The following is a 25,550-nucleotide window of genomic DNA, read 5'->3' as shown; positions in this document are numbered from 1 at the left end:
GGATCCGCCTATTGACGTGACCTGTATCGTCGAATTTTAACCAAACGCACCTGAAATATAATCAGATGTCGCCGGCATTGACGGATTCATAAAAATATTCTTGGTCTTATCGTATTCGACAATGTGGCCTAAGTGGAAAAAGGCTGTGTAATTACTGATACGTGTAGCTTGAGACATGTTATGCGTAACAATAATGATGGTGTATTTTTCCTTCAGTTCGGTCAACGTGTCCTCAATTTTTGAAGTTGAGATTGGATCTAGTGCACTAGCAGGTTCATCCAATAATAAGACTTTAGGTCTCATTGCAATTGATCTTGCAATACATAAACGTTGTGCTTGTCCACCTGACAAAGCCAAAGCACTCTTATCGAGCTCATCTTTAACTTCATCCCACAAAGCAGCTTCTTTTAAGCTAGTTTCTAAACGTTCTTCTAAAATGTTTTTATCTTTGATCCCATTGCTTTTTAATCCAAAGAGAATATTCTCTCGAATCGACTTAGCAAATGGATTAGGCATTTGAAACACCATGCCAATTTCTTTTCGAACTTCGTAAACATTGACCTTCGAAGAATTCAAATCAGTACCTTCGTACATAATTTTTCCTTCAACGCGGGCAATTTTATCGTTCATTCGATTTAAACAACGTAAATACGTTGACTTACCCGATCCTGATGCTCCAATCAAAGAAGTGATTTGATTTTTAGGAAATTGCAACGTAGCATCAAAAATCGCGTGACTGTTACCGTAATAAACTTGTAAGTTGTCTGACGAAATTTCGATTTCATCTTTAATAGGTACAATCTTATGTTCTGTTAAATCATATGTTTTCATAATTATTTACCTCGTAGCCGTCATCTTCTTGTAAAGCCAATTTCCAATGAATCTGGCTCCCAGGTTGAATACTAAAATAACGATGATCAAAACCGCAGATGATGCACTTGAGATCAAGTGAGCATCTGGAGTAACACTTTCAGTATTAACTTTCCAAATGTGAACAGCTAAGGTTTCGGCTGGGCGCATTGGATTTAAGAAACTTGCTGGATCGAAAATGTTCCAGTTTCCATAGTCAACTGAAGGTGCACTTTGTCCCGCCGTATAGATCAAGGCAGCAGCTTCACCGAATACACGACCAGCACTCAAGATAACACCAGTTAAAATACCTGGTAACGCTACTGGCAAGATAATTCTCGTAATAGTTCTCCAATCTGATAATCCTAATGACATACCAGCTTGTTTTTGCAAATCAGAAACACTACTCAATGATTCTTCAATACTTCTTGTCAATAATGGCAAGTTGAAGAATGTTAAGGCAATTGCTCCAGAAAGGATCGAGAAACTAAGTTTTAGTTGAATAACTAAGAACAAGTATCCGAACAGACCGACAACCACGGAAGGTAATGAACTCAATACTTCGATGGTCGTTCTGATCAAATGCGTTACCCAGTTGTCCGCTGCGTATTCAGCTAAATAAATACCTGAGCCTAGAGCAATTGGAAATGATATTAACAATGTTAATACTAAGAGATACAAGGAATTAAAAAGCTGATCTCTGATACCACCACCGGCGCTAAATGCCTGTGCTGGCGATGTTAAAAATCTCCACGAGATATTTGGCACACCGTTAAATAAGATATAGCCAATAAGAAATAACAGGATTAAAACAACAATGCCAACTAGAGCATAAATGATTCCTGTTGCGATATTATTTGTACGTTTTGGATTCATTTTTTAATACTGCCTTTCTTACCAATAAATCTAACTAGCAAGTTGAAAAATAGTGACATGAACAAGAGAATCAAGGCCAATGACCAAAGTGCGTTGTTAGGCAAAGTCCCCATAACTGTATTTCCAACATCAGTGGTTAATTTACTAGTCAAAGTCGATGCAGGTGAAACTAAGCCTTTAGGCATCAAAATGGCATTTCCGATAACCATTTGAACAGCTAAAGCTTCACCGAAGGCACGAGCCATACCAAAGATGACAGCTGTCAAAATACCAGGTGCGGCGGTTCTCAAAATAACTTTGTAAATTGTTTGCCAGCGATTAGCACCTAGTGCTAAAGAAGCTTGACGATAACTTAATGGTACAGCTTTTAAACTATCAACAGACAATGATGTGATAGTTGGTAATACCATTACAAAAAGTACGATCGTACCGGCTAAAATACCAAATCCAGTACCGCCAAATACTTTTCTAATGATTGGTACCACCACAGTCAGTCCAATAAAACCATAGACAACTGATGGGATACCGACTAACAATTCAATTACTGGTTGCAAGAACTTCGTACCCTTTTTACCAGCAATTTCTGACATAAAGATAGCCATTCCTAGAGCAAATGGAGTTGCCAATAAAGCTGATAGTATCGTTACCGCAAAAGATGTAACGATCATTGGCAATGCTCCAACTTCGGGATTTCCATGAGCATCGACTGCTCCCGGATTCCAATCAGAACCTGTTAAAAATCCCCAAACATTAACATGATTTTGTGTAAAGGTTGCTATTCCCCGTGACGTGATAAAGTACAAAATACATACCACAAGAGCAATGATCAAACCAATGCAAAAATAACAAATTGCACGGCCCATATGATCTTCACGGGTTGCTTTTGACTTTTGTAGCAACCTGTTTTGAATCTCTTTCATTTAAATCCTCCAAAAATTAACAAAAAAAAACTTCAACCAATTAGTTTGACAAAATCTCCCCCTAATTCGGTCAAAGTTTTAAATTATAGAAAAGGTATTAATTACTTGTTAGTAACGTTACCTTTTGAATCCTTTTGAACTTTCATATTATGAATGCTGATGTAACCCATTTTCTTAACCAAGTTGTCTTGGACGTCTTTAGAATCCATGTACTTCAAGAAGTCAGCAGTAGCAGTCTTTGCTTTGCCCTTTGTATACATGTGTTCGTATGACCAGATCTTCCACTTGTTTGATTCAACATTTTCATCAGTTGGCTTTACCTTGTCAATTGACAATGGTTTAACTGAATCGTTCAAATATGAGAATGCTAGATAACTGATAGCACCTGGTGTTGATGAAACAATCTTTTGAACAGTACCGTTTGAATCTTGTTCTTGTGACTTAACAGCCTTGTCACCTTTAAGAACGGCATCTTCAAATGTTGCACGTGTACCTGAACCTTCAGCACGGTTAACAACTGTGATCTTTTCGTCTTTACCGCCGACTTCTTTCCAGTTAGTGATCTTTCCTGTAAAGATGTCTTTTAATTGAGCCATTGAAACATTTTCAACGCCAGCGTCTTTGTTAACAACCGGTGCCATACCAACTACAGCTACCTTGTGGTCTTCAAGTTTACTTGCATCGATTCCTTGCTTAGATTCAGCAAAGATATCAGAATCACCGATTTGAACGGCACCGTCTTGAACTTGGCTCAATCCTGTACCAGAACCTCCACCTTGAACAGTGATACTGATCTTCTTGTTATCGTTTTGGAATTGACCAGCAGCCTTTTCAACCAATGGTTGAAGAGCTGTTGAACCAACAGCGGTAACTTTACCAGCATGTTCGCTGGCACTTGAACTTCCATTTGTGTTTGTAGATGAAGCATTGTTAGAACCACAACCAGTTAAAACAGCACCTACAGCACCTAACATCAATAAAGTTGAGAAAATATTTCTCTTTTTCATAAACTAGGACCCCTTAATATATTTAAATTAGCTCTTAGCTAATCTTTAAGTCTGCCTATACTGTACTTGGTGAATGTAAATTTATTGTTTATCAATTGTAAATAACGTGTAAATTTTGTGTTACAAGATGGGGCATTTTTATAAATAGGTTGACCGATATTTTTGTTTTTTTTTATACCAAATAACAATGCAAACACGGACGTTCTGTAAGGACATATATATATGTCAGTTGGTATACTTTCAATGGATATCAGAGCGAGATGTTAACTATTTATGTGGAGGCGAAATGAATTAATGAAACCCTTAGTTTTGTTAAGCAACAACCTATCATTATTCATTGAGATTAACCGCCATTGTAATGATCAAGGCTGGTTTATCAGTAACATGACTGATCCTCGTAAAACGCTTGATTTAGTCCAGGATGAAGAAGTTTCTGGATTGATCTGGGATCTGTCTGCTGCCCCACTAAAACAATATATGAGTGAAATGAAATTAATCAGAAAAAACATCGATGGTCCGATAATGGTTTTTGCACCCGAAGAAAATCATGACGAGAGAATTTCTTGCTACGGATTAAACATCGATGCCTATATGATCGAACCCTTAGATTACGTTGAGTTAGTTGCCCGGCTCAAACAATTATTGTGGGTTTATAATCGAGCTAATAATTCAGCGGATAGCATCACTACTAGCCCCGCCAGCGCACATCGTAGTGACCATGCTTCAGTTAAATGCGATAATTTGGAAATTGATTTCAAACAATATCGTGTTACCAATGGTGGCGTCGACCTAGGATTGACGCCCAAAGAATTTAGCTTACTCTGGTATTTAATGAAACACCGTGGGCAAGTCCTCAGTCGAGATCAACTGTTAGAAGGTGTTTGGGGTTATGATTCCATTGGTTCTTCACGGATAATTGATATTCATATCAGTCATTTAAGAGACAAATTGGAAACCAATCCCCAAGATCCCACTTGGATCAAGACTGTCAGAGGATTCGGCTATATACTAGACAATTCATATCCATTAATTGCCGAGAGCATGTAAAAATAAAAGGGACTCATTTTACTGAGTCCCTTTTATTGTGCATTAAATTGAAATTGTAATTAATGAAACAATACTGTCAGGATAGTTATCCTGAATTTTTACCATTGTTGATGATTCAGGCAGCTTGTCTTTATCACTGATCAAAATTTTTAACAATGTCTCGGCATTAGTCCGCGCATCTTTTATATTAGTACCATATGTATTGGCGGTTGAAATATCAGGAAAAGTTACATTATATAAAATTTGGTCTTCATATTGGTTTTTGCTTAGTACTGCAGGATATGTGAGTTTTGTTAACATGGTTATCACTCCATTTATATAATTAATATATTTATCATCCACATTATTTATACAACTATTTGTGTAAACGTTGCCTCTATAATTCACAAAATATTTTTTCTGATTTTGAGATAACTAAAATATCATTTTATTTTTGCAAAGTAAAAGAGACCTAATTCAAATTAATGAACTAGATCTCTTTTTTAAAATTAAGCTCTGAATCCTGATGTCTTCTTAAACAAAACTACTGTCATTGAAGCAACTGCGACTCCCATGATTGTCAAAATAATCGAGTTTGTCGTATTGCCTGTTTGTGGCAAAGTAGTATTTCCAGTTGAAGAACTTGGAGTACTTGTTGAACCGGATGTTGGCCAACCTGAGGTTGAACCATACACGCCAGTTCCGCTAGTGCTAGGCGTTGTTACAGCGCTAGTACCCGCAACACCTGATGATGTAGCGTTAAACTTGAAGTTGACGCTCTCAGTTGAATTAAAGCCAAGATTTGATACATCAATTGTCATCGTACATGGTACCAATTGGTTCAAATCACTTAGACTATTGACGTTGAAGGTAAAGTCCATGTAGTTTTGGTCACCTTGAGAATAAGTATTTTTACTTGTGATCGAACCGCCATTGATTGAATCGATTGTTACTGGTTCAGTTCCAAATGAAGTTGGATAAACCATAGTCATGGAAACCTTATAAGTTCCATCGTCATTTGGAGTTACCTTAGCTGTTCCTGTAAAAAATTGTGTTGAGACTGATTCGCCTTGTGATGCATCAGCTTTTAACACTTGATAAGGAATATCTTGTTCCGTCGCTGTCGTTGAACCAGATGTTGTTACAGGAGTTCCAATAACAACGTTAGTACCTTCTGTTCCACTGTTGTTGGAATCGGCGGTACCTAGCAAGTTGTCTGAGCCAGCAATCGTACCAGTTGGATCTTTAGCAGCATCAGGCAAAAGCGGTGTTTCGTCATCTGTTTTTGTATCCTTAGCTGGATCAGTTTTAACAGAATCTTTATCTGCAGGTTGGTCCTTTAAACTACTAGTATCAAAGACAAAGTCGGCAGTTGGATTCATTAATCCTAACCCTAAAACCTTAATAGACATTTGACTGTTCATTTTATTATCTAAATCGGATAGCTTGTTAACATTAAAGCTGATATCTTTATAAGACTTTCCACCTTCTGAATAAGTATCTGAATCAGAAACCGGATTGCCGTTCATTGTTTGGATATCAACACTGGCAATTGATGGGATCTCAACTTGAAGCGTTACTTTGTAAGTACCATCGCCATTAGGTGTTACTTTAGCAGTGTTCGTAAAATATTTGGCAGAAAGTGAAGATTCACTAGTTCCAGTTTTTAAAACTTTATATGAAATTGTTTGTGCTTGATCATTTGTGGCAGCTTTGGCTGTCTGTGTTGTTGTCACTTGTGGTAGTCCGACATTAGCCACTGTGGCAGGAACAATTGCCCCCCCGAGCAACATTCCGACGGCTAAAATTTTGACAATGCTTTTCTTCATTGTGATGCCCCCTCAATATATATAGGTCAATAATATCATATATCTCATAAACATACTTATCGAATTATACATTCTGATAAATGTTTTTGTGAAATGAATTTCATCATATATTTTGACACTAAAAATTGAAGATATATACTGTAACTACTACTCAATTTTTTGGAGGCAACATTTATGAAGCAAGGTACAACTATTATTACTTTAGATAACGGCTATCACCTTTGGACTAACACTCAAGGCCAAGGCGACATCCAATTACTCTGTCTACACGGTGGACCCGGTGGAAATCACGAATACTGGGAAAATTTTGGTGAAAAGCTTGCCGATTTAGGTGTTCAAGTTTCAATGTACGACCAATTAGGTTCATGGTATTCAGACCATCCTGATTACAATGATCCTGAAATTGCCGATAAATATTTGACTTACGACTACTTTTTAGAAGAAGTTGAAGAAGTTAGACAAAAATTAGGCTTAGATAATTTTTACCTAATTGGTCAATCATGGGGTGGCGCTCTAGTTCAAATGTACGCTGCAAAATATGGCCAACACCTTAAGGGTGCCATCATTTCAAGCATGGTCGACGAAATTGACGACTACGTTGTTAATATCAACAAATGTCGTATGGATGCTCTCGGTCCTGACAAAGTTAAATATATGGAACAAAAAGAAGCTGAAAACGACCTTGATGATGCAACTTACCAAAGCTACGTTGACGTTCTTAATGCTCAATATATCGACCGCAAGCAACCAACAGCCATCAGACATTTGATCGACACAACTGATACTGACGTTTACGGTGCATTCCAAGGTAACAACGAGTTTGTTATCACTGGTAAATTAAAGGACTGGCACTTCAGAAAACACCTTAAAGAAATCACTGTTCCAACTTTGATCACATTTGGAGAACATGAAAGTATGCCAATCTCTACAGCTAAGATCATGCAAAAGGAAATCCCTCATGCAAGATTGGAAACAACCCCAAACGGTGGACATCATCACATGATCGATAATCCAGACGTATACTTCGCACATCTAAAGAAATTTATTAAAGATGTTGAAAACGATAATTTTAACGATTAAAAAGCATCCTCAAATTGAGGATGCTTTTTTTTACGAATCTTGCTTTGTAGCAGCGATATCTACTTCTCGGATATTTACTTCCTGTGGCATATCGTACATGAATTTAACGGTTTCAGCGACATGCTTAGGGTCAAGCGTGATTCCGCCCATAGTATCTTTCCAAGCTTCATAATCGTTTAGAGCTGATTTGCTAGTCACATGCGTCAACAACTCTGTCTCAGCAGCTCCTGGAGCAACCATCATGATTCGAACATTCTTGGGAGCACTTTCTTCACGGATAGTTTCAGATAGTCCATGAACTCCAAATTTAGAAGCCACATAAGCTGCATGATTAACGAAAGTCTTTTTACCAGCAATCGATGACATATTCAAAATTGTTCCGTGTTCACGTTCACGCATATCGTTTAAAACGATTTGGGTACCATTTAATACACCCATAACATTGGTATCCATCATCGTTTGCCACTCTTTAGGGTCTTGATTTTGCACATTTCCCAATAACATGACGCCAGCGTTATTAACTAATAGATCTGTCTTGCCGTATTTTGCTTCAGCCTTACGAATAGCCTTTTCAAACTGTTCATAGTTCGTCACATCGACCGTATCAGTCATGACGTTGTCAAAGTTTTTGGCAACCTCAGCTAACTTCTCTTCTCGACGGCCCAACAACAAAAGTGGATATCCGTCAGCATTGAATATTTTAGCAATTTCAGCACCAAAGCCGGAACTTGCACCTGTTATTACAACTAAATTTTTCATAAATTACCTCTTATATACTTATCTAAAATGATGTTTTTTAAAAAGCTTTTTTCAACGTTTTAAAGTATAATTGCCGTAATAATTCAATACAAGTACGCACATTTAGGTAACTACGAGAAACATTGGAGGTATAACTATGTTGGAGAAAAAAACTCAACCACTCTATTTAAACGAGTTCGACGCCACCATGAAAATGATCCAGGGTAAGTGGAAAATAATGATCATGTATCAGCTGGCAGAATCTGAAAACGTTCGATTTGCGGATATTCAAAAACACATTCAAGACGTTTCCCATAAGACGCTTACGGTTCAATTACGTGAACTAGAAAATGATGGACTGATCAGCCGCCACGATTTTGGGACAGCTCAACCTCACGTTGAGTATCAATTAACAGACAATGGAAAATCGTTGTTCCCCATCTTAGACGACATTTGTACTTGGGGCGACACCCATATTGACCACAGTTTGTTAGAACGGACTCTGTGCGATGAATAATAAATCCCGCTATTTCGTCTGAAATAGCGGGATTTTTGTATTTGTTAACCGACCGTACTAGTACCATCGTTGTAATTTAGATTGTAGCCTTTTTCAACATTGAAAATATAGACGTTAAAGTGGATGGCATCATTTCCGACTGATTGAGCCTCCATTTGAACTCCTCTGGCTAATAGTTCATTGCCTCTAAAAATTGGAGTGATCCGATAACGGACATAACGATTTGAATTGCCCTTCAAATAATAGGCAACGTCCATTTCGTGAGCCTGCATTTCAGGACTGTTCAATGAGGCCGTTCCGGTCATTAAATTCTTAATATTATTATTTTGACCTGTAAATTGGTAACCGATCAAGTGACTGCGGTTATACAGCCAACCAGAACTAGTCTTCTTATTGTGCCAGCCAGTTGGATTTACGAACAATCTTTCACGTTTGGCTGTTGGCATCAAAGACTTGTTCAACAATGCATTGGCAGCTGTGACACGATTTAGATTGTCCAAATTACCATATTTTTGCCAAGGACCATTTGCTGTACTCAAATCATTACTATCAAATTGCGGATTGTTATTATTGACGGTAATTTCTTGTTTTCCTTCGTAATTTAAATCAGCTAGCTTAGAGTCGCTCGAATTGTCAGTAGTCGTTTCTGACTTAGCAGATTGACTAGTCTGATGCTTACTAATGTAGTCTTGATTGTCAGCAATCTTTTTTTGCTTAGTTTCGATTTGCTTCTTGAGCTTTTTATTGCTCTTCAACAAAGCCGAAGCTTTTTGCTGAAAACTAGATTGTGCATTGCTAGAGCCAGCAGTTGCAACATTATCGACTCCTACTCCAGCGATAACAAATAATCCTAAAAACAGAATGACGATAGTTTGAATTCGTTTTTTCATTATTGTTTAGCCTTCCTATATCCAGCATTGATTGCTTCTTGTTCAGAGTTAAAGTAGACCGCATTCTTGGATTTCATCGTATACCCTCGTTGTCCTGGCAAATGATAGACATGAGAATTAACATTACCAATAATGTATTGCGATGAATTGCCACTGATGGTCTGATCTCCAGAATCGGCATTGTTAGTTCCATCTGAATTTGTCGATTGATTATTATCGGCAGGATTTGATTGAGAACCGCCCTGTTCATCGATCACTTCTTGAGCTGCTTGATCTTCAACGTTAGACTGTTGAGATTCGATGTCTTGGCGTTGTTTGTTGGTATCTTTTAATTCTTGATCCAACTTTTTGTTCGTAGCAACCAGATTACTGTGTTCTTTTTTCGCAGCATTATATTGAGTCTTAGTTATCTCGTTGCTATTGCTTCCAGAAGTATTGTTGTCGCCACTGTCGCAGGCCTGCATAAAAATAACGATAAATATCGTTAAAAAAATCGGGCCGATAACCTTTATGAATTTAGAAATTGAAGATTTTTGCATTAACTTTCCTCGATGTTGATCACTTCATAGAAGCGATTCGAAATTATATTGGATTCTTGATGTTTCTTGGTTGTCTGTTCAGTTGGATCTGCTGTTCCCGTATCAAAGGAAAGATCATTGATCAATGAGATTCCTGCGATCGTGAACAAAATTAAGAACACCAATTGAATTTTAAAGTACAGTTTGCTGTTCTTGCGTCCCGTACGCCGGATAATAATTGTAAAAAGTGCCCAGAAAATGGAAATAACGATCAAAGCGATTACCATTTTGTTTTCCTCGATTTTACAGATTTAAACCCAACTTTAATCTTACAAAATTTTAGCTGATAAAAAAAGCGTCACGCTGAAATCATTAAAAAAAGAGCCTGCTCAGCAAGCTCTATTTATTTAAACTTTTTATTACGTAGTCAGCTAATTGGTCAACTCGTTTAAAATCGTCTTCGTCCGGTTCTTGATTGATCTTAACTGAATCGGCAACTTGTTCACCGTTGCTTGAATTCAATTGCATTGTGAAGTAATCGACCGCACGTCCAAAGTGAACATGCCCCTTCGAACTTGAGCCAACGACAGCAAACTTAGTCCGGTCTAAGTCAACGTCCTGTAAGTCTTCATAAAAATCTTGTGCTTCGTCAGGTACTTCACCATCGTGATAAGTGTATGTGGCAATGATGACTGCATCATAGTCAGGTAAACTGTAAGCATCGCTATCGACTAATTGCTCAAGCGTGACGTCTTCACCTTTATCTGTTAAATACTGATTTAAGTGCTCAGCAATTTTTTCATTATGACCAGTCATACTTGTATATGAAATCAATATTTTACTCATTTAATAACCTACCATCTAACGCTAATACGTTCTTTGTTGTGTTGTGCATTTTCGATCTCGTCAACTAAGGCAATCGCAAAGTCAGCATAACTGATCTTGCTGATACCCTGGTTATCGAAAGTCAAAACTTCGCCGGAAAGGACATACTTGCCCGTTCGCTCTGCTTTTGCATCAAAATCTGCCGCCGGGCTAATGAATGTCCAGTTAATATCGCTTTGACGTAAAACATCTAGCGACTTACCCATCTCTTCACTCAATGGTTTAACTTCATCTGGAAATCCTTTTTGTTGATAAAGCTTGGTCGTATGCGAATCGTCTAAGTAAAGCGAACCTGCACCACCAACGACAAATAAACGTATCTTTGTCCCAGATAAAATGTCGATCAAATGTTTAGTAGCCGGAACATATTCCGTAACTTTAGGTCCAAAAAATCCTAACGCATCAACAACGACGTCAAATGGCTCAACATCTGCTTTAGTAATTTCGTAGACATCCCTGACTAAATAATCTTTAGTTTGGGCTTTGTCAGCCGATCTGACGATCGAAGTAACGTCATGTCCTCGTTTCACAGCTTCTTTAACGATCAAAGAACCTTCTTTTCCATTAGCACCTATAACAGCAATTTTCATGTGCACACCTCCTGTACATGATTAGTGTACACAAGAAATGTGAAGATTGCCGACGGATTTAAATATTTGCGGAATTACCCACGCCCTTGATCCAGAAACTATTCTGAACTTGATCAAGCAATGTAACTAACTGTTGAGTCTCCTTAACGTCGTGAACCCTTAGAATTCGACCACCTTCAAGATACATAGCGGCTTCAGTCACTAAAGTCATTGGCAAACGATCGTCCTTAGCAATTCCCAGTAGGTCTCCGAAAAAGCCTTTGCGAGAAATCGCCACCATCATCGGACGCTTTAAATCATTAAACTGGTCCAGATTTCTGATCATTGAATAATCTTGCGCGCCGTGAACGACTTTGGAATAACCGATACCTTGATCGATGGCAATTCGATCAGAATCGATTCCAGCGGCATTTAAATCATGAATATTTTTTACAAAAAAGTCGTGCATCCCTGTGGTCAGGTTGTGATACTCGTGACCACGACTGCTGTGCATCGTTAATAGTCCAGCGTTGCTGTCAGCTAATAATTCCAGTTTGCCAGGGTCGTCAGTGAAAGCATTGACGTCATTAATGATCGATACGCCTTCATCTAAAGCTGCCTTCATAACCGGCAACTTGTAAGTATCGATCGCGATGTTGACCTCGGGGAAGTGTTTCTTGATATCCTTGATCAATGGAATCGTCCGTTCCATTTCGACTTCAGGCGTCACCTCAGTAAATCCTGGACGAGTGGTTTGACCGTTGACTTCGATCACGTCCGCTCCGCTGTTGATCATTTCCTCAACATGGTTCAACAAAGCAGTGCTGCCTTGATAGCGTCCGCCATCGTAAAAAGAATCCGGCGTATTATTCATGATGCCATAAATCATCGCAGTATTGGTCAAGTCATATTCGAATGAACCAGTTTTCCAGATCATTTTATGCTGGTCAAAGATAGCTTGCAGTTGGTCAACGTCTTCTGCAAAAAATTTATTCCAGACAGCGATCAACTGTTGGAATGCTCGTAAGCTGATCAGAGCTTGGACTTTTTGCGAGTCGCTTTGAACGAAACAGTCTAATTGGCTGATCAGAGCGGTCAATTTAGAAACATCGTCATCTGTTAAATCTGAAAACTCTACCAATAAAGAGTTTTGTTGTTGAGCAATTTTGAGAAGTGCCTGGCTATTAAAACTAGCATCTTGCTTTAATGTGTCAGTGATTTCTTGAATACGCATTTATTCGGCCTCGTGTTTTATTAGTTTAATTAAGTTTTGCGCCGCACGACCGCGATGAGTCAGTGGTATTCGTTTTTCATCAGGTATTTGTGCTAGCGTTTTGTGCAATTCTGGTAAGTAAAAGATCTTATCGAATCCACTGGAATAATCGCCTACATCCTCATGAGCAATTAGTCCATTCACTTCTCCCTTGGCAGTAATTACGCGTCCTTCAAGATCCACGGCAGCTAAATAAGTTATCATCTTAGCTTGCCGCTTATCGTCAGGCATATCCTTTAATAATTCCAAAAGCGTTTGATTGTCGCTTTTAGTTTGGTCCTTATGAAGATCCCGTTTGGTCGTCACACCTAAATCATTTGGCAACGCTGGGATTTCGATCCCGCTATCATCGCTGATAACCGGACGTAAAATCTTGTTGGACAGAAATGTCGCCTTTTTGACAGCATTGTCCTTATAACTATTAGTACTCTCATCAGGAAATTCGACTGCTTCAAAAAAATCAGTGTACTGTTCAGCATCTAGGTCAAAGTACTCTAAATCTTTTTGGAGATCGATGGTTTTATATTTGTTATTTGAAGCGATTAACCACTTTGTCAAAATTTCACCTTCTGTTCTGGTCCCATAATGGTTTGATCTGGTTGATCAAGTAAAATGATCCAGCAAAAATAACTGTTGCACCACTTTGTTTTTGTAATTGGCGTGCTTGTTCAACAGCATCTGGGATAGATTCAGCTAGAACCAAGTCATCATTAACACCTTCGGGATCATTTTTAAAAATTTTCATCAGCTCTGGTGCCGGCAAGGCACGTTCAGGATGCTTAGGACTAGTAATAATAAAAGTTGCCGGAAGATCCAATAGTCGATCGACGCACTTTTGATACTGCTTGTCGGCCAAAAATCCCATGACAAAAATCAATTTTTTACCAGTATGCAAACGATCGATCGTATCGACTAACCCATTAATTGCATTGATATTATGAGCCCCATCGATCAACGTCTTCGGCTCCTTTTGGATCAGTTCCATTCGACCAGGCAACGTCACCGTCTGAATAATATTTTTGACATTATCCAATGTGATCTTATGCTTATGATCATCGTTAAAAACTGCGACCCAATTCAGTACATTTTGCAGGTTAGTGATCTGATACAAGCCACCTAGATTAAAGTAAAGCCCATCGATCTGCTGTCCTTGAAAATACAGACTGATGATCGAATACGACAAGTGTTCTTCACCTAGAGCAACGTTGTTGTCGCTAGAATTGAACACTTTTGCGTTCATCAAGTCTGCTTGATGCATAATTATCGGTTCAACTTTTGACGACTGTTTAGGATAGCTAACGACCTTGATACCTTCACGAATGATCTTCGATTTCGTCGTCGCAATCTCTTCAATCGTCGAGCCTAAGATTCTCATATGATCCATGTCGATCTTGGTGAAAATATCGTACTTAACGTTTCTGGTGGCATTAGTTGCATCGAGTTCTCCACCCAAGCCACACTCATAAACAACATAATCAGCTGACTTTTTGGCAAAATAAATCGTCGAGACTAGATACCACGTTTCAAAAATCGAGATATCGTTTTGACTCAGGTCAACTTTAGCAAAAGCCTGACTTAGCTCTTGGTAACAAGCGATAAAATCTGCATAAGAAATCAATTCTTGATCAAACTGAATTTGTTCGCGGTCGTCATACATTGGTGGACTTGAGAACACGCCAACTTTATAGCCAGCTCCTTGCAGCAAGCCATAGACCATCGCCGAAGTCGATCCCTTACCATTGGTACCGCAAATGTGAATCGTTTTAAATTTTTCATCAGGCGAACCTAATGCATCTAAAACTTTCCTCAATAAAGGAATCCGCAAACCGTTGTCATCGTATTTCATAGTAGTAGGTATATCAGAAATTATTTTGTCGAACTGAATTTTGTCCGTCATTTCAAGATCTCCTAGTTATATTTGACTTCTTGTAAAAATTCCATCTTCTTATCCTTGTCACGAAAGACGCCACTGTAAAAAGTAGTCGTCGTTTGACTGTTAGTCTTTTGCACGCCACGCATTTCAACGCACATGTGTCTAGCAGTTACGATCACAGCCACTCCTTGTGGCGACAATAGTTCATTGAGCTTAGTCCCGATTTGACTAGTGATATTTTCTTGAACGCTAGGTTTTCTAGCAACAAAGTCCACTAGTCTAGGGATCTTGCTCAAACCAATGATCTTGCCATCTTTAGGTTCATAGCCAACTGTGACTGTTCCAAAAAATGGCAATAAATGATGCTCGCACATTGAATAAAACGGGATATCTTTGACAATGACATTTTCGCCATTGACTAGATCTGTTGTATGAAAAACTTTGGAATCGGTAAATTCTTTTTGGTCCAAGGAACTGAACACTTCAGCGTACATTCTTGCAACACGTGCAGGCGTTTCGATTAACCCTTCTCTATTCGGGTCGTCTCCGACAGCCTTAAGAATGTTCTTAACGCTGTCTTCGATTATCTGTTTATTTTCAGGACTCATAATTGTGCTTCCTTAATTAATTTTTTGGATGTATTGGCTTCCCGCTAATGTTTCGACCGCTTTATTTATAGATTCTATATATGGATTATCAGGTTCGATAATCTCCAGTAGCGGCACTAATACAAAAAGTCGGTTAAACATCTCTTGATGAGGTACTGTCAGGTCATTTGAATGGATCGTTTGATTGCCGAACAGCTCAATATCTAGATCAAGCGTCCGCGGACCCCAGCGGATAGTTCGAACACGTTTGTACTTTTTCTCTAGCTGGTTTAAAACCTTCAGCAATTCTTCAGCGTCTAAGGTAGTCTTGACGCGCATGACCGCATTGATAAATTGGTCCTGTTCAACGCCCCCGACGGGATCGGTCAAATAATAAGATGAACTGACAACCTCATTTATTCCTGGCAGCTTTTTCAGATCAGCAATTGCATTAGCAACAATATCTTCTGATTTCCCCAAGTTGCTGCCAATACCTACATAAGCAATGGTTTCTGGCATTATTTATTCGACACTTCCACTTCGGCACTATCGATGATGCCATCAATAGGTAGGTTTTTCTTCTTGACGCTAACGATCACATTGTCCAATTGATTACGATAAGACTCAGTAATATCAGTCAAAATTAACGTTGCAAGCGTTTCGATCAACTTGATATCTGGACGTGAAACAATTTCTTTTACGGAACGGTAAATCGGACCATAATTAATCGTGTTTTCTAATTTATCCTCCAACATTTTCTGAGGATCGTATTGTTTAGCAACCAAGGTAATATTGATCACGACATCCTGGCCAATTTTGCGCTCCTCTTCGTAAACCCCGATGTGAGCATGGAATTGCATCTCATTAAGTTTTATTTTTAGCAAATGCAGCTTCCCCTTTCAAAAAGTCGATTCTGATATAGATGATTTATAAAATCCGAATATTATTTTTATATCAGCTAGATTAGTTCCTATTTAGTGGTATATAAATTCTACCACGTGACTTCATTAAATAGAAATCTAGAGTTTTCTTACAGCCAATATCTTTTACAGGTTCCGCTACTGCCCTTGTATGTAGTAAACTTAATATACTGATAAGGAGATTGACAATGACAAAATATCAAATCTACTTTGTACGACATGGACGAACATTTTTTAACAAATTACACAAGATGCAAGGCTGGTGCGACTCGCCACTATTGCCAGAAGGGATCGAAGTAGCAAAGTCAGCTGCTAAAGCACTTCAAGACGTTGACTTTAACCTAGCCTACTCGACGAATACTGGTCGTGCAGTCGACACAGCTAACATCATCATGGATGCCAACAAAAACGACCTAAATCACCATCAAATCCCTGAATTCCGTGAACAATTCTACGGATCATTTGAAGGACGTTTCGCATATGAAACTTGGCTCGTAGCCGGTCAAAAACATGGCACACCTTCATATTTAGGCATCGTCGACAAATACGGTCTAGATTCAACGTTTAATTTCTTAAAGGAAGCTGACCCCTTCGACTATGCAGAAAATTCTGAAGAATTCTGGAGCAGATTGGATCGTGGCTTTGAAAAATTAGACCAGGTCGCAAAAGATGGCGACAAGATCTTATTAGTTTCGCACAGCACCACAATCTACTCTCTAGCTTTAAGGTATCACGTACCAGAATTAGCCGTTACTGAAACGCCTAAGAATTCCAGTTTGACGATTCTTGAACGCGAGGACGGCGTCAATTCTGTGACTACTTACAATAAGGTACTAGGCTAATTTTTAAAAAGTTTGATTTGCTATAATAATTACAGTTAATAAATATTTTTCTAAATATTTTAGGAGGAAAACATGACAAAATATCAAGTTTACCTTGTACGACATGGCAAGACCTGGTTTAATCGTTACGACAAAATGCAAGGATGGTCTGATTCGCCACTAGCACCTGATGGTGTTGAAGTAGCAAATCAAGCAGCCGAAGCCCTTAAAGACGTGGACTTTGCAGCTGCCTTTTCATCAGATGCCAGACGTGCAATCGACACTTGCAAGATCATCGTCGACGAAAATAAGAACCACGACAAGATCACGCCACATAAACTTCCAGCTTTCCGTGAAGAATTCTACGGTTACTTCGAGGGGAACAATTCGCACGAAACTTGGTTCATCGTTGGTCAACCACATGGTGCCGAGACCTTTGGCGAATTAGTTACTAAAGTTGGAATGGACAAGAGCAAGGACTACTTAAAAGAGGCCGACCCATTCCACGATGCAGAAAATGCGGAAGAGTATTGGAACCGTGTTAACAAAGGTTTCAAACAAATTGACGACATCGCAAAAGATGGTGATAAGATTCTTTTGGTATCGCACGGAACAACGATTCGTTCGATCACTGACCGCTACAATGCGGGCAATTTCGACATCACAGTGAGTCCACGAAATTCCAGTTTAACCATTATGGAAGTGGACGATGGCGAGAGAAAAGTGACAACCTATAATAAAATGTTGAATTAAAAAAAGTCTGTCGCTTGTCGTGACAGACTTTTTTAGTGGTGGTATGAGAGCCGTGACATAATTTTCTTATAGGCGGTATGCGGGCCGACTCCGGACGGTTATCGATTGCCTTTCGTCTGGAACGTAGTGAATTCACTTTGAGCTTTTTTCAAAGCCCGAAAAAATCTCAAAGCTGAATTTGATTGTAAGCCGCCGTCATCGCCGGCAAACAATCACTCCACTACTGAGCCGGGCATCAATAACCGTCCTCCGTCTAAATAGAGTTAAGTCAAATTCTCTAAATATATTTTAAATAAGGAATGCAATTTTTGTTCGCGAAAAATTATGGCTAGTCTAAAAATTGTTTTGGATTCTCATAAAACAGTTCAACTTAAAAGGTCCGTCACAATCGTGACGGACCTTTTTGGTGGGAACATACATATTTAGGGGATAAATACATATGATACTGACATTACATTTCTTGTTCAGGGAAATGCTACATCGTTAATAAGAGGTATTTCAGATACTATTCTGGAATAACAACACCTTTTTTAAGGATTAAGTTCCCATAAAGTGCAGTTTCTCCAGATTGGATAATTGCAAAGCAATCACGTGAGTACTTGTAGAAGTTTTGTCTTTCAATTGTTTTGATGTTGTACCCTGGATAAGCTTTTTCAATATCCTTTTTGTAGGTATCCCAGATGGTGGGTCTAGGATCTCCTTCAACAGTCTCCATTAATATTGCTTGGTAATCAGAATATGAATCTAATGGCATCAATTGGAGGATACCTTCTAACAAAGCAGGTACTCCGATTCCATCAGCACGTATTACTCGTTGACTGTTGGTCATTGCAGGATAATTACCGTCTGCAATCAAAATCTCATCTCCGTGCCCCATCTCCATGAGACACTTAACTAATTCAGGTGATAATTCTTTTGGAATGTTATTAAGCATTTGTCTTTTCTCCTTTTGTTTCCCAATAAGATTCAATATCTTCAAGTGATTTACCTTTTGTTTCTAGAACATATTTATGAATGTACCAAACTGCAAAGGCAGAAAGTGCAGCGAAGAAATAGAATATATTGATTCCAATTGCTTCAAGTACAATTGGGAAAATCAATGAAAAGATTGCGTTGAGTAAGTATTGCGTAAAGGTAATAACACCCATTCCCAAAGCTCTTGCTTTAAGAGGTAAAATTTCTGGAACATATGACCAGAATACTGGACCGAGTCCAAATCCAAACATAAATACGTATAGGAAAATCGAGATAACCGCAACGGTTGCGTTACTTGACCAAATACATAGGGCAATGGCTGGTAGAACTTGTCCTCCAAGACTAATCTCAAGTAATTTTTTACGACCCAAGCGATCAATAAATGGTAATGAAACTAATGTTGAAATAACCAATGCACCACCGACACCGAAGTCAGCAATAATTGCGGCATTTGCTAATCCTAAATTATGGAATATTTCAGGTGCATAATAAACCGCCACATTAATTCCGGTAAATACTTGGAAAATCGTTAGAACGAATAACAACATTAGAACAGGTCTAAATGTACCAAATAGTTCACCCAATCCAGCTTCTTTGGTTTTCAAACTGTTTTGAATATCTGAGATTTCTGTTTCAACCTCAGTATTGGATACACGAACTTTTTTCAAAATCTTTCTTGCTTTATCAACTTGCTTATCTCTAATCAGCCAACGTGGACTTTGAGGACTGCAGAACATACCAATTGTAAAAATAGCTGCAGGAACAACTCCAAGTCCTAATGTCCATCTCCAATCATTATTTGCCAAGTTGTATGCACCAACGCCGTATGCGATAAGGATACCAACGTTAACACTCAACTGGTACAGAGAAGACATCAATCCACGAATGTGCTTTGGAGCTAATTCTGATAGATAAATTAATCCATACATATTGGCGATACCAGCTGCAATACCTAAAATAAATCTAGCAGCCATTATATAAGCAGTTGATGTGGCAAACGCCGATAACAAACTTCCGACGATAAACACAAGACCACCAATAATTAGGACGTTACGTCTTTCAATCTTTTTCTCTAATCCTGTAAACACTACAATGGCCGGCAAGGCACCAAACAATAGGAAACTTACAACCAATCCTTTTGTAGTGGCATTTAAACCGAATTCTGGCGTCATTGAAGGGAGTGCCAATGAAATCGCACCTGAATCGTAACCATAGAGTAATCCAGCAAATCCACCCAGAATTGCAAAGATATAAACTATTGGCGCTGTTTTCGGTTTCTGATCAACTTTTGTAGTTTCTTGTTCGTTAATTTCCACATTCGTAACCTCCACTATTCCACTTCATAGTTATGAAGTATATTTTCAAAATCTCTAGTTCTTTCATCTAAATTAATTGAATTAAGATTTTGTGGGGTTACACATTTGCTCTCAAAGGAATTATTCAAAATGTTGATACGATCATCTTCATTCTTAATTAATCCCAATGTTTTATATTGTGAAAGAACATTTCCAAGAACACTAGCTTCAGTCGGTCCGATAACAACATTCGTTTGACAGAAATTGGCTGTCAATTGTACGAGTAAGCTGTTCTTCGTTCCCCCTCCAAACATATAAATTGTATCGATTGATTCATTTGTAGCCTTCTCTAATTCAACAATTGTTTGATGATAACTTAGTGCTAAACTTTCAAAAACAATTAATAGCAACTCGCCACGAGTCTCAGGCAAAGTTTGATTTGTTTGTTTTAAAAACTCAATGATTCTTTCTTCCATATCACTAGGTTCAGAAAAACATGCTGCATTAGGATTGATGTAACTACCAATATGGTTAGCTTGTTCAGCTTCTTTGACCATCTCTCCAAATTCGACCATTTCACCTTTGAACGACCATTCTTTTTGTAATTCTTGAACAATCCAAAGGCCTGTGATGTTTTTCAAAAGACGGTTGCTTCCATCTATACAACCTTCATTTGTTAAACCTGCTTCATAAGCATCTGATGTTATCACTGGTTCATCAGTCTGTTGACCAACTATTGACCAAGTCCCACAACTAATGAAGGCTGAATTCTTAGCCTCATCTTTTTTCATTGGTAGTGAGTAAACTGCGGCACCAGTATCGTGTCCAATACCGTTAATGATTTGGATATCTGGATCAAGATGCATTTCAGTGGCGATGGCTGGCAAAATATTGCCAAGCACTTTTCCACCTTTTGAAATATCACCAAACCATTCTTTCTTTAAACCTAATTGATCTAATGTCTCGGTACTGAGTTCACGACTCTTTCCATCCAATAAACCGCTTGTTGAAGCAATCGTAAATTCATTTGAGACCTTTCCGCTGAAGAAATATTCAACTAAGTTTGGCATGAACATAATATGTGATATTTCATCTTGAAGATATGGATGAAGTTTCATATCTGCAAATAACTGATAATTTGAATTGATTAAACTAGGTTGAACTCCAGTTTCATTGAACATTTCCCGTGGAGTTGATATTTCATGAAGATCATCTTCATACTTTTTCACGCGAGTATCACGATAGCTATGAGGAGTAGCTAATAAATTCCCGTCATGCCCTACAAATCCATAATCAACACCCCAAGTGTCTACACTTAGGCTCTGGATTTTTTCCAAATCACGTTGAGCAATTGCTAATCCGTATTTGATTTCTTGGAATATTTTCAAATAATCCCAATAAAGTGAATTTGTAATATTTATGGGCTGGTTAGAAAAACGGAATTGTTCCTTAAGTTCCAATTTTTCATCTTCCAGTGTTGAAGAAATAATCCTTCCTGAACTTGCACCCAAATCAACTGCAATCACATTATGTTTCATTAGATACACATCCCATTCTTTAATTAGTCGTATAGTGGACCAAATGTCTTACATGCGTTGAAATCAGCAGCTTCAAGGTTCTCCGTTCCTAATGAAGCCCATGAACGAGGTCTGAAGATTTTATCTTCATCAACGTTATGCATATTTACAGGGATACGTAGTACTGAAGCCAATGTGATTAAGTCTGCACCAATATGTCCGTAACTGATAGCACCATGATTTGCACCCCAGTTATTCATTACGTCATAAACTGACTTAAATGCACCCTTACCTGTTAATGTTGGTGCGAAGAATGTTGATGGCCAACCTGGATCTGTACGATCGTTAACTACGTTGAATACATTTTCTGGCAAATCAATTGCATACCCTTCAGCAATTTGTAGTTCTGGGCCAACACCCTTAACTAAGTTGATACGTGACATTGTTACAGGCATACCTTCAGGTCCACCTTTAGTTACATAATTACTTGAGAAACCACCACCACGGAAGTAGCCAATATTAGCTGGTACCCAACGAGTATTTTTCAAGTTAGCTTTTGCTTCATCTTCTTCAAGTTCATAGAATGGTTTGATTGCTGGTTTACCGTCAATCTTTTCTTCACCAGTTGCATCAAGTGTTTGTGCACCTGAATTTGAAAGATGTAAGAAACCATTCTTAGCAAGTCCCTCAAGTTTTGTTCCTGAAACTCTTTCAATTGCTTCTGGACTCCAGAATGTACGAACATCGGCAAAAATTTGTGGTGTATTTGTTAACAAGTAGTTGAACAACATAGAAGCACCATTCAAACTGTCGTTTTCAGTAGCAAATACGTGTGGTGCATGAATTCCGTTCCAATCATATTGAGAATTCATCATTGTTTCCATGTAATCACCATTAGGGAAGTGATCTGTCCATTGACGTTGTCCTTGGAATCCGGCAGCAATAGCATAATGTCCTTCAGATTCTTCTTTGAACCCAAGTTCTTCAAGTGTTGTGTTACCATCCATCAAATCTTTAGCGATCATATACATCTTGACGCATTTTTCTAATTGAGCTTCTTTTTCTTCATCTGTAAACTTGTTTGGATCATCATCGTTATATACATCTGTTCCAACTGGTGTATATTCTTTAGCCCAAGCAAGTGCTTTTTCAAATTCCTTTTCGTCATAAATCTTTTCATCCCAACGACGAATAATTTCTGACATATCAACATATTCATTACGCATACCTAAGTATTCTTGGAAGAAGTCTGCATCAACCATTGATCCACCAATACCCATGGCAACATTACCAATTGATAGATAAGCTTTGTTGTGCATGATTCCTACAGCAAATGCTGCTTTTGCATAGCGAATAATTTTTTCTTCAACGTCTGCCGGAATTGTTGTGTCATCAGCATCTTGAACATCTTTTCCATAAATACCAAATGCAGGAATTCCTTTTTGAGTATGTGCTGCTAGGACAGCTGCTAGATATACAGCCCCTGGACGTTCTGTTCCGTTAAATCCCCAAATGGCATGTGGCATATCTGGCGTCATGTCCATAGTTTCACTACCATAGCACCAGCAAGGTGTAACTGTTAAAGTACCACAAACATTTTCTTTATCGAATTTTTCCTTAGCCATTGCTGCTTCATGAACACCACCGATTGTTGTGTCAGCAATAACTGTTTTAACTGGAGTTCCATCTGGATATTTCAATGTACTTTCAATTAAAGCAGCAGCAGATTTTGCCATTTGCATTGTCTGCTCTTCAAGTGATTCACGAATACCACGTCTACGACCATCGATTGTAGGACGAATAGCTAATTTAGGAAATTCTGTTTTTAACATTGTAAACCCTCCAAATTTTATTCACGTTCTTTATCTACAATCAAAACTATAAAACGCTTACATTTGGAAGGCAACAGAATCCAAATCTTTTGAACATTATTCACAAATGAGCATGCAACTAATTCACATTTTGTTTAAATCTGTTCATTTTCATAGACAACCTCAACGCCCGTCTGCTCCATGCTTTGAACAAATGCATCCGTTGGTTTCACGTCAGTAATAATCATATCTATAGATGTATGATCGCACATCCGATAATAATCAGACTTATTAATCTTCGTATGGTCACAGAGCAAAATGACATGTTCGGCTTGATTTATCATCTGTTTTTTAATTGCAGTCTGTTCATCACTAGCCATATATACTCCATCTGCATTTATTCCCTCACAAGAAATAAATGCTGTATCCGCATGAAAATCTCCTAAGAACTCTCGCGCAGTATCTCCTACGATTGAGCCTGAAAATGGGCGCAATTTGCCACCAGCAATGTAAGTCTTAATTTCAGGATTAGAATTAATCTTCATTGCTAGCTGTAAGCCATTCGTAATGACTATTAGGTTATTCTTCTCATTTAAATACGGTTCTAAATATGCTGCGGTTGTACTTGAATCAATAATCAATGCTTGATTGTTTCCAATAAAATCAGAAGCAAGTTCAGCAATTATTTTCTTAGAATTTTTATTTTCACTTGATCGTGTATGATAGCCGAATTCCATATTATTTCCATTTACTAATTCGACCTGTCCAAATTTTCTTCTTATTTTATGCTCTCCTTCAAGGACAATCAGATCTCTCCTTAAAGTTGAACGACTCTCAAAAGTCAGATTCTCTAACGTTCTCATATTGACGACTTTTTTCTGGTTTAAAATATCCATTATGTTTCCTAAACGTTCAGTTTTATACATTTTTAGTCTTCCCCATTTGAATATATTTGAACAATTATGAACAGATGCCATGTGACATTGTGAACATAATTCAATTTTACCAGACAGCGCTTACTATTTGGTTATTTAACGATATACTCATGATGAATTAAATAATTCATGCTTTATCTACAGCGTTATATCAATATTATTTACTAATGCATGAAGGAGCTATTTATTATGAAAATGATGTTTCAGACCGAAAGAGAAGATTTAGCATATACTGTCAGAAAAATGTTTGACAGAAAAGATACCAATATTGCTGGTGGAAATATGTCGATGAAAGTTTTCGATAAAGATGATCATCCCTATATTTTGTTAACACCAACATTCATGTCAGAAACATTTTTCGCCGAATTATCACCCGCACAAATTTTGGTAATTGACGGAGAAACTTATGAAAAAATCGACGGTGTTGGTGACGTTACCCGTGAAGTTAACATGCATGAAAGAGCCTACACTGCACATCCTGGAATTAGATGTGTTTATCATTCACACGCACCACAAGCAATGTTCTGGGCAACATCCGGTCTAGACATGCCTAACGTGACTGAAGTTACACGTGAGCTAGGCGAAATCAAATGTTTACCATTTGCACCAGCATGTTCCCAAGCACTAGCTGATACAGTTTATGATGCCTTAACAAAAATTGGCGACAAAGCAATGGAAAATATTTTCTTATTGAATAGTCATGGGATTCTGATAACAGCAACTGATTTGCACGTTGCAACACGTGTTATGGAAACAGTTGAATGGAATGCAGAGATTGCCTATAAACAAATGATTTTCATCAAATTAGGATTACTTCCAGACTATCAATCCTGTGGTGCAAACTACAAAGATCCACTTCCAGAAGGAGCATTACCAGACATCGCCTTACCAGGCATCAATAAAGTAGCCTACGAACATCCCTTCCCTGAAAAGATCGTTCGTCCAAACGAGGAGGTGTATTAACTAATTACATATATTAGATTTATAATTTAAAAAACAATGACATCGCTTTCTTCAAAATCCGATATATGTTTTTTAAATTAATTCAAAATCCCATCAGACATTTTATCTGATGGGATTTTTGAG

Annotated in this window: 28 protein-coding genes and 1 pseudogene; 6 read left to right on the top strand and 23 right to left on the bottom strand. The window is 38.1% G+C overall.

Annotation, left to right across the window (positions count from 1 at the left end; genetic code table 11):
- Positions 1-36: 36 nt before the first annotated feature.
- The 4 genes from pstB to LKF16_RS08745 all read right to left on the bottom strand — a co-directional run bounded on the left by pstB (position 37) and on the right by LKF16_RS08745 (position 3,652).
- Positions 37-831 carry a phosphate ABC transporter ATP-binding protein PstB gene (gene pstB / locus LKF16_RS08760; RefSeq protein WP_291470602.1) on the bottom strand — a complete coding sequence of 265 codons (795 nt, stop codon included), beginning with the start codon at positions 829-831 and terminating at the stop codon, positions 37-39.
- A gap of 6 nt (positions 832-837) precedes the next feature.
- On the bottom strand, positions 838-1,725 hold the full coding sequence (pstA, locus tag LKF16_RS08755; RefSeq protein WP_291470600.1) for a phosphate ABC transporter permease PstA: 888 nt from the start codon (positions 1,723-1,725) through the stop codon (positions 838-840).
- Positions 1,722-2,588 carry a phosphate ABC transporter permease subunit PstC gene (gene pstC / locus LKF16_RS08750; protein ID WP_434735181.1) on the bottom strand — a complete coding sequence of 289 codons (867 nt, stop codon included), beginning with the start codon at positions 2,586-2,588 and terminating at the stop codon, positions 1,722-1,724. Before pstC ends, pstA begins: the two co-directional genes overlap by 4 nt.
- 158 nt (positions 2,589-2,746) lie before the next feature.
- The gene (locus tag LKF16_RS08745) at positions 2,747-3,652 is read right to left on the bottom strand and encodes a phosphate ABC transporter substrate-binding protein (protein WP_291470597.1); all 906 of its coding nucleotides are present in this window, start codon (positions 3,650-3,652) and stop codon (positions 2,747-2,749) included.
- 294 nt (positions 3,653-3,946) lie between these two features.
- Here LKF16_RS08745 and LKF16_RS08740 point away from each other — a divergent pair, with 294 nt between their 5' ends.
- Positions 3,947-4,699 carry a winged helix-turn-helix transcriptional regulator gene (locus LKF16_RS08740; protein ID WP_291470595.1) on the top strand — a complete coding sequence of 251 codons (753 nt, stop codon included), beginning with the start codon at positions 3,947-3,949 and terminating at the stop codon, positions 4,697-4,699.
- A 42-nt stretch (positions 4,700-4,741) separates the two neighbouring features.
- Here the strand turns inward: LKF16_RS08740 and LKF16_RS08735 are convergent, their stop codons facing one another.
- Positions 4,742-4,999, bottom strand: a complete 258-nt coding sequence (locus LKF16_RS08735; RefSeq protein WP_291470593.1) for a type II toxin-antitoxin system HicB family antitoxin — start codon at positions 4,997-4,999, stop codon at positions 4,742-4,744.
- Between the two features lie 188 nt (positions 5,000-5,187).
- Positions 5,188-6,507: an NEAT domain-containing protein gene (locus LKF16_RS08730; protein WP_291470591.1), complete on the bottom strand. Its 1,320-nt coding sequence runs from the start codon at positions 6,505-6,507 to the stop codon at positions 5,188-5,190.
- A 174-nt stretch (positions 6,508-6,681) separates the two neighbouring features.
- Here LKF16_RS08730 and LKF16_RS08725 point away from each other — a divergent pair, with 174 nt between their 5' ends.
- Positions 6,682-7,587: a proline-specific peptidase family protein gene (locus LKF16_RS08725; protein WP_291470589.1), complete on the top strand. Its 906-nt coding sequence runs from the start codon at positions 6,682-6,684 to the stop codon at positions 7,585-7,587.
- A 30-nt stretch (positions 7,588-7,617) separates the two neighbouring features.
- Here the strand turns inward: LKF16_RS08725 and LKF16_RS08720 are convergent, their stop codons facing one another.
- Entirely contained in the window at positions 7,618-8,346 is a 729-nt protein-coding gene (locus tag LKF16_RS08720) for an SDR family oxidoreductase (RefSeq protein WP_291470587.1), read from the bottom strand.
- Positions 8,347-8,482: 136 nt separating this feature from the next.
- Here LKF16_RS08720 and LKF16_RS08715 point away from each other — a divergent pair, with 136 nt between their 5' ends.
- Positions 8,483-8,842, top strand: a complete 360-nt coding sequence (locus tag LKF16_RS08715; protein ID WP_291470585.1) for a winged helix-turn-helix transcriptional regulator — start codon at positions 8,483-8,485, stop codon at positions 8,840-8,842.
- Between the two features lie 44 nt (positions 8,843-8,886).
- Here LKF16_RS08715 and LKF16_RS08710 read toward each other — a convergent pair whose 3' ends face one another.
- From LKF16_RS08710 to folB, 11 genes and pseudogenes are all read right to left on the bottom strand, one after another.
- A complete protein-coding gene (locus LKF16_RS08710) occupies positions 8,887-9,732 on the bottom strand; it encodes a DNA/RNA non-specific endonuclease (protein ID WP_291470583.1) in 846 nt (281 codons plus the stop codon).
- Positions 9,732-9,866: pseudogene (locus LKF16_RS13125) on the bottom strand (sunset domain-containing protein); the annotation flags it as partial. The gene LKF16_RS08710 and the pseudogene LKF16_RS13125, both read right to left, overlap by 1 nt.
- Positions 9,867-10,270: 404 nt before the next feature.
- Positions 10,271-10,537 (bottom strand): hypothetical protein, encoded by a 267-nt coding sequence (locus LKF16_RS08700; RefSeq protein WP_291470579.1) that lies wholly within the window; start codon positions 10,535-10,537, stop codon positions 10,271-10,273.
- 112 nt (positions 10,538-10,649) lie between these two features.
- Positions 10,650-11,096: a flavodoxin domain-containing protein gene (locus LKF16_RS08695; RefSeq protein ID WP_291470577.1), complete on the bottom strand. Its 447-nt coding sequence runs from the start codon at positions 11,094-11,096 to the stop codon at positions 10,650-10,652.
- An 8-nt stretch (positions 11,097-11,104) separates the two neighbouring features.
- Positions 11,105-11,725: an NAD(P)-dependent oxidoreductase gene (locus LKF16_RS08690; RefSeq protein WP_291470575.1), complete on the bottom strand. Its 621-nt coding sequence runs from the start codon at positions 11,723-11,725 to the stop codon at positions 11,105-11,107.
- Between the two features lie 58 nt (positions 11,726-11,783).
- Positions 11,784-12,938, bottom strand: a complete 1,155-nt coding sequence (gene folP / locus LKF16_RS08685; protein ID WP_291470573.1) for a dihydropteroate synthase — start codon at positions 12,936-12,938, stop codon at positions 11,784-11,786.
- Entirely contained in the window at positions 12,939-13,535 is a 597-nt protein-coding gene (locus LKF16_RS08680; protein ID WP_291470572.1) for a non-canonical purine NTP pyrophosphatase, read from the bottom strand.
- Positions 13,536-13,539: 4 nt separating this feature from the next.
- The gene (locus tag LKF16_RS08675; RefSeq protein ID WP_291470570.1) at positions 13,540-14,874 is read right to left on the bottom strand and encodes a bifunctional folylpolyglutamate synthase/dihydrofolate synthase; all 1,335 of its coding nucleotides are present in this window, start codon (positions 14,872-14,874) and stop codon (positions 13,540-13,542) included.
- A gap of 11 nt (positions 14,875-14,885) precedes the next feature.
- Complete coding sequence (gene folE / locus LKF16_RS08670; RefSeq protein ID WP_291470568.1) at positions 14,886-15,458, bottom strand: GTP cyclohydrolase I FolE; 573 nt, start codon at positions 15,456-15,458, stop codon at positions 14,886-14,888.
- A 12-nt stretch (positions 15,459-15,470) separates the two neighbouring features.
- Positions 15,471-15,956 (bottom strand): 2-amino-4-hydroxy-6-hydroxymethyldihydropteridine diphosphokinase, encoded by a 486-nt coding sequence (folK, locus tag LKF16_RS08665; protein ID WP_291470566.1) that lies wholly within the window; start codon positions 15,954-15,956, stop codon positions 15,471-15,473.
- Positions 15,956-16,321, bottom strand: a complete 366-nt coding sequence (gene folB / locus LKF16_RS08660; protein WP_291470564.1) for a dihydroneopterin aldolase — start codon at positions 16,319-16,321, stop codon at positions 15,956-15,958. Before folB ends, folK begins: the two co-directional genes overlap by 1 nt.
- Positions 16,322-16,545: 224 nt before the next feature.
- On the opposite strand from folB, the gene LKF16_RS08655 reads away from it, so the two are divergent.
- Both LKF16_RS08655 and LKF16_RS08650 read left to right on the top strand, forming a co-directional pair.
- Complete coding sequence (locus tag LKF16_RS08655) at positions 16,546-17,199, top strand: histidine phosphatase family protein (RefSeq protein WP_291470562.1); 654 nt, start codon at positions 16,546-16,548, stop codon at positions 17,197-17,199.
- A 72-nt stretch (positions 17,200-17,271) separates the two neighbouring features.
- The gene (locus LKF16_RS08650) at positions 17,272-17,931 is read left to right on the top strand and encodes a histidine phosphatase family protein (RefSeq protein ID WP_291470560.1); all 660 of its coding nucleotides are present in this window, start codon (positions 17,272-17,274) and stop codon (positions 17,929-17,931) included.
- Positions 17,932-18,436: 505 nt separating this feature from the next.
- Here LKF16_RS08650 and LKF16_RS08645 read toward each other — a convergent pair.
- The 5 genes from LKF16_RS08645 to LKF16_RS08625 form a co-directional block, all read right to left on the bottom strand.
- Positions 18,437-18,865 (bottom strand): RbsD/FucU family protein, encoded by a 429-nt coding sequence (locus LKF16_RS08645; protein WP_291470558.1) that lies wholly within the window; start codon positions 18,863-18,865, stop codon positions 18,437-18,439.
- Positions 18,858-20,222, bottom strand: a complete 1,365-nt coding sequence (locus LKF16_RS08640) for a sugar porter family MFS transporter (protein WP_291470556.1) — start codon at positions 20,220-20,222, stop codon at positions 18,858-18,860. Before LKF16_RS08640 ends, LKF16_RS08645 begins: the two co-directional genes overlap by 8 nt.
- 14 nt (positions 20,223-20,236) lie before the next feature.
- Positions 20,237-21,739, bottom strand: coding sequence for a rhamnulokinase (locus LKF16_RS08635; RefSeq protein WP_291470555.1), 1,503 nt, complete (start codon positions 21,737-21,739; stop codon positions 20,237-20,239).
- A gap of 23 nt (positions 21,740-21,762) precedes the next feature.
- A complete protein-coding gene (locus LKF16_RS08630) occupies positions 21,763-23,550 on the bottom strand; it encodes an L-fucose isomerase (protein ID WP_291470554.1) in 1,788 nt (595 codons plus the stop codon).
- Between the two features lie 134 nt (positions 23,551-23,684).
- On the bottom strand, positions 23,685-24,455 hold the full coding sequence (locus LKF16_RS08625) for a DeoR/GlpR family DNA-binding transcription regulator (RefSeq protein ID WP_291470552.1): 771 nt from the start codon (positions 24,453-24,455) through the stop codon (positions 23,685-23,687).
- 198 nt (positions 24,456-24,653) lie between these two features.
- Here LKF16_RS08625 and LKF16_RS08620 point away from each other — a divergent pair, with 198 nt between their 5' ends.
- Positions 24,654-25,427, top strand: a complete 774-nt coding sequence (locus tag LKF16_RS08620) for a class II aldolase/adducin family protein (protein WP_434735165.1) — start codon at positions 24,654-24,656, stop codon at positions 25,425-25,427.
- The last annotated feature ends 123 nt before the right edge of the window (positions 25,428-25,550 follow it).

Source organism: Companilactobacillus sp. (assembly GCF_022484265.1).
GTDB lineage: Bacteria > Bacillota > Bacilli > Lactobacillales > Lactobacillaceae > Companilactobacillus.
This window is presented reverse-complemented; position numbering and strand designations above follow the sequence as displayed.

What these genes read in the sequence shown, in the direction of transcription:
- LKF16_RS08715 (WP_291470585.1), top strand. Translation starts at nt 8,483, where the DNA reads ATGTTGGAGAAAAAAACTCAACCACTCTATTTAAACGAGTTCGACGCC.
- pstC (WP_434735181.1), bottom strand. Translation starts at nt 2,588, where the DNA reads ATGGGCCGTGCAATTTGTTATTTTTGCATTGGTTTGATCATTGCTCTT.
- LKF16_RS08635 (WP_291470555.1), bottom strand. Translation starts at nt 21,739, where the DNA reads ATGAAACATAATGTGATTGCAGTTGATTTGGGTGCAAGTTCAGGAAGG.
- LKF16_RS08700 (WP_291470579.1), bottom strand. Translation starts at nt 10,537, where the DNA reads ATGGTAATCGCTTTGATCGTTATTTCCATTTTCTGGGCACTTTTTACA.
- LKF16_RS08620 (WP_434735165.1), top strand. Translation starts at nt 24,654, where the DNA reads ATGAAAATGATGTTTCAGACCGAAAGAGAAGATTTAGCATATACTGTC.
- LKF16_RS08675 (WP_291470570.1), bottom strand. Translation starts at nt 14,874, where the DNA reads ATGACGGACAAAATTCAGTTCGACAAAATAATTTCTGATATACCTACT.
- pstB (WP_291470602.1), bottom strand. Translation starts at nt 831, where the DNA reads ATGAAAACATATGATTTAACAGAACATAAGATTGTACCTATTAAAGAT.
- LKF16_RS08730 (WP_291470591.1), bottom strand. Translation starts at nt 6,507, where the DNA reads ATGAAGAAAAGCATTGTCAAAATTTTAGCCGTCGGAATGTTGCTCGGG.
- LKF16_RS08625 (WP_291470552.1), bottom strand. Translation starts at nt 24,455, where the DNA reads ATGTATAAAACTGAACGTTTAGGAAACATAATGGATATTTTAAACCAG.
- LKF16_RS08710 (WP_291470583.1), bottom strand. Translation starts at nt 9,732, where the DNA reads ATGAAAAAACGAATTCAAACTATCGTCATTCTGTTTTTAGGATTATTT.
- LKF16_RS08650 (WP_291470560.1), top strand. Translation starts at nt 17,272, where the DNA reads ATGACAAAATATCAAGTTTACCTTGTACGACATGGCAAGACCTGGTTT.
- folE (WP_291470568.1), bottom strand. Translation starts at nt 15,458, where the DNA reads ATGAGTCCTGAAAATAAACAGATAATCGAAGACAGCGTTAAGAACATT.
- LKF16_RS08655 (WP_291470562.1), top strand. Translation starts at nt 16,546, where the DNA reads ATGACAAAATATCAAATCTACTTTGTACGACATGGACGAACATTTTTT.
- LKF16_RS08690 (WP_291470575.1), bottom strand. Translation starts at nt 11,725, where the DNA reads ATGAAAATTGCTGTTATAGGTGCTAATGGAAAAGAAGGTTCTTTGATC.
- LKF16_RS08645 (WP_291470558.1), bottom strand. Translation starts at nt 18,865, where the DNA reads ATGCTTAATAACATTCCAAAAGAATTATCACCTGAATTAGTTAAGTGT.
- LKF16_RS08725 (WP_291470589.1), top strand. Translation starts at nt 6,682, where the DNA reads ATGAAGCAAGGTACAACTATTATTACTTTAGATAACGGCTATCACCTT.
- folP (WP_291470573.1), bottom strand. Translation starts at nt 12,938, where the DNA reads ATGCGTATTCAAGAAATCACTGACACATTAAAGCAAGATGCTAGTTTT.
- folK (WP_291470566.1), bottom strand. Translation starts at nt 15,956, where the DNA reads ATGCCAGAAACCATTGCTTATGTAGGTATTGGCAGCAACTTGGGGAAA.
- pstA (WP_291470600.1), bottom strand. Translation starts at nt 1,725, where the DNA reads ATGAATCCAAAACGTACAAATAATATCGCAACAGGAATCATTTATGCT.
- LKF16_RS08720 (WP_291470587.1), bottom strand. Translation starts at nt 8,346, where the DNA reads ATGAAAAATTTAGTTGTAATAACAGGTGCAAGTTCCGGCTTTGGTGCT.
- LKF16_RS08745 (WP_291470597.1), bottom strand. Translation starts at nt 3,652, where the DNA reads ATGAAAAAGAGAAATATTTTCTCAACTTTATTGATGTTAGGTGCTGTA.
- LKF16_RS08630 (WP_291470554.1), bottom strand. Translation starts at nt 23,550, where the DNA reads ATGTTAAAAACAGAATTTCCTAAATTAGCTATTCGTCCTACAATCGAT.
- LKF16_RS08740 (WP_291470595.1), top strand. Translation starts at nt 3,947, where the DNA reads ATGAAACCCTTAGTTTTGTTAAGCAACAACCTATCATTATTCATTGAG.
- LKF16_RS08735 (WP_291470593.1), bottom strand. Translation starts at nt 4,999, where the DNA reads ATGTTAACAAAACTCACATATCCTGCAGTACTAAGCAAAAACCAATAT.
- LKF16_RS08695 (WP_291470577.1), bottom strand. Translation starts at nt 11,096, where the DNA reads ATGAGTAAAATATTGATTTCATATACAAGTATGACTGGTCATAATGAA.